The following is a 2,316-nucleotide window of genomic DNA, read 5'->3' as shown; positions in this document are numbered from 1 at the left end:
CGCCCTCCGCCCTTCACCGACACCCCAACAACCGATTCTCATCTTGATTGTCGCTACGCTCGCATCCTGTCAGTCGCCGCGCAGCAAGCAGGTCGAACCCATCTCTCGTTCCAGTGACTTTGACCCGCGTGCCCAAAAGATGCTTGTGACGCTTCAGGATGTCCAGCCGCCACTCCCCGCCGTCTGGCGCGCGTAGGATCGGATAAGGGCCTTTCTCCAGCAGTATGCCAGTCAGCTCAAGAGGGGTAGGCCGAGGCATGGAATTCATCGCTCCCGATGGTCGGACTGCCAGTCGTACCACGGAATTAATTTCCTGCGGACTGGCATACCGGCGAGGGAATGAGCGGCATGGAACCAGCCATCGCGCCAAGGCAGGCATGGGGGTCGGCGCTCTGGTTGCGCAGGCCATAGTGGAAGCGCATGGCGGGCATTTGGAAAAGGCGAAGGTTCATGACGGCGTAGCCCACGCTTCAATCATCCTGCCGCTCGCCGGAGACGATGCATGAACGCAGACGATCCCAAGGTCTACGTGGTGGATGATGACGCCGATCTGGGCGCCACCGTGGCGCGGTTGCTCTGTCGGCATGGCTTTAGCGCGCAGTCATTCCTGGACCCGGTCCGGCTTCTCGATATTTATGCACCGGCGCCTGCAGCCTGCATCGTCACCGACGTAATGATGAATGATCTCGATGGCTTCGGCTTTGCCGACCGGGTCCGAGTCATAGATCCGGCAGTCGCGATCATTTTCATGACGGCATGGCCGACGACCGCAAATGCCGTCGACTCGGTGCGTCGCCATGGAGGGATTGATTACCTTGAGAAGCCGCTTGATGAAGCGCGGCTGCTTGCCGCGGTCAGGGAAGGTGTGGATTGGTCGGTCCGGAAAAGACAGCAGCTCGCCCGCACCGCCACATTGTCTCCGCGCGAAAGAGAAGTGTTCGACCTGCTCGTGCAGGGTCATAGCAACAAGGTCATCGCTGCCATGCTGGAGCTCAGCCCTAAAACGGTTGAGGATCACCGGGCGTCGATCATTTCCAAAACGGGCGCTAACGGGTTGGCCTGATCGCTCTGGCATCGCTGGACTAATTTTCATGGACCCACCTGCACGCTTCGGGCTTAGGCCGCGGACCTGGACGCCATTCTCATTAAAGCGCCGCCGGTGGAAGACGAGCTCATGCTAACCCTGAACCCACTTCTACAAAGCCGGACGCCAGCGTCATGACGACCAAAATCAAGGAGACGATACCGCGCGCCTCTTGGGGGCCTTTACTAGCGGGTCCGACAAAGACCCGGGGCTGGGCCGATCTTCGATGACCAAATTGGCGTTCACCGGGCAAGCCTTAAATGGCAGGTCCCGCCAGGACCTTCCGGCGGCATCCGACCAAAGCCGGTCGTTCGGATCAGCAGCCGCGAACGACCGCTCCTGACAGAAGCTGCCCATTGATCGCTCCGTCAAGAGGGCGCCTAATGTCGAGGATTCAGGCAACCCTTGCCGCTTTCTGAAAGCGGACGCGCGCGGATCACACCACCTCTAATATCAAGAGATAGTTCAAATCCCTCCCGGCCCGCCATATACCGCCGTTTCTACTACGCTACGCGGCGTAGCAACGGATCGCGAAGGGAGGATCATAAGAGGCGGCAGAGGTGGAAAGCGGCGGAAGCGCGTTTGCCATGATCTGCCAGATCGGATCGCGATGGATGATTGGTCTGAACGGGTACCCGTAGCTCAAACCGGAGTCGCTGTGTTTGAAGAAGCCCCTTCGAGATCTCGAAAACGGGCTATCCGACGAGGCTGCCAACTACTTCGGCGTGCCCACAGGCTCACTACTTGAAGTAAACGTCGCCTTGCTTGATCTCTTTGGTTCCACCGGACGTGTTTCTGAACCCGACAGAGTAGTGACCATATAGCCCTTGCGATGGCAAATCGATGCTCGTCCATCCGCCGGTCTTGTTGATGTGCGCCACCGACTTCACTTCCTTTCCGCTGGCATCTGCGATGATCCAGTCGAAGGTCCCCGGCGTTACGAACTCCACGTCCACGCCCGAGCAATTTTGAAACACGCGCTTGTTCGCTATCCATAGTTCCTTCGTGAAAGAACCGCTACCGAAGTGATGATCCGACATCCCATTACCCCTGCTGTTTGATCGGACCGGGACGCCGATCTTCTCTGAACCACGCCAATCGGACTGCTTGTGCTGACTCATGATAGCTTTGTTCGTCGACGAGGACACTAGCCTCTCTTATTCACGACGCTCGGTTTCGGGCCCGCTCTGGGCATTTGCTGCGGCTGGCTGTATTGCGCGGACGACCGGCAT

Annotated in this window: 4 protein-coding genes; 2 read left to right on the top strand and 2 right to left on the bottom strand. The window is 58.7% G+C overall.

Annotated features, from left to right (window positions below; translation table 11 throughout):
* Positions 1 to 13 precede the first annotated feature (13 nt).
* Positions 14 to 259, bottom strand: coding sequence for a DUF5818 domain-containing protein (locus K7W03_RS27270; RefSeq protein ID WP_222888092.1), 246 nt, complete (start codon positions 257 to 259; stop codon positions 14 to 16).
* On the opposite strand from K7W03_RS27270, the gene K7W03_RS27265 reads away from it, so the two are divergent.
* Both K7W03_RS27265 and K7W03_RS27260 read left to right on the top strand, forming a co-directional pair.
* Complete coding sequence (locus K7W03_RS27265; protein ID WP_084511093.1) at positions 258 to 506, top strand: hypothetical protein; 249 nt, start codon at positions 258 to 260, stop codon at positions 504 to 506. The two genes, K7W03_RS27270 and K7W03_RS27265, sit on opposite strands and share 2 nt — an antisense overlap.
* Positions 503 to 1,063 (top strand): response regulator transcription factor, encoded by a 561-nt coding sequence (locus K7W03_RS27260; RefSeq protein WP_222888091.1) that lies wholly within the window; start codon positions 503 to 505, stop codon positions 1,061 to 1,063. Before K7W03_RS27265 ends, K7W03_RS27260 begins: the two co-directional genes overlap by 4 nt.
* Positions 1,064 to 1,824: 761 nt before the next feature.
* On the opposite strand, the gene K7W03_RS27255 is transcribed toward K7W03_RS27260, so the two are convergent.
* On the bottom strand, positions 1,825 to 2,205 hold the full coding sequence (locus tag K7W03_RS27255) for a hypothetical protein (RefSeq protein WP_160167751.1): 381 nt from the start codon (positions 2,203 to 2,205) through the stop codon (positions 1,825 to 1,827).
* Positions 2,206 to 2,316: the final 111 nt, after the last annotated feature.

The organism is Sphingobium sp. PNB (genome assembly GCF_019873065.1).
In the GTDB taxonomy this organism is placed as follows: domain Bacteria; phylum Pseudomonadota; class Alphaproteobacteria; order Sphingomonadales; family Sphingomonadaceae; genus Sphingobium; species Sphingobium fuliginis.
Note: the sequence above shows the minus strand (reverse complement) of the source record. Positions and strands in the feature narration are given on the sequence as shown.

Excerpts from the sequence above, each read along its gene's own strand:
- K7W03_RS27265 (WP_084511093.1), top strand. The coding sequence starts at position 258 with ATGGAATTCATCGCTCCCGATGGTCGGACTGCCAGTCGTACCACGGAA.
- K7W03_RS27270 (WP_222888092.1), bottom strand. The coding sequence starts at position 259 with ATGCCTCGGCCTACCCCTCTTGAGCTGACTGGCATACTGCTGGAGAAA.
- K7W03_RS27260 (WP_222888091.1), top strand. The coding sequence starts at position 503 with ATGAACGCAGACGATCCCAAGGTCTACGTGGTGGATGATGACGCCGAT.
- K7W03_RS27255 (WP_160167751.1), bottom strand. The coding sequence starts at position 2,205 with ATGAGTCAGCACAAGCAGTCCGATTGGCGTGGTTCAGAGAAGATCGGC.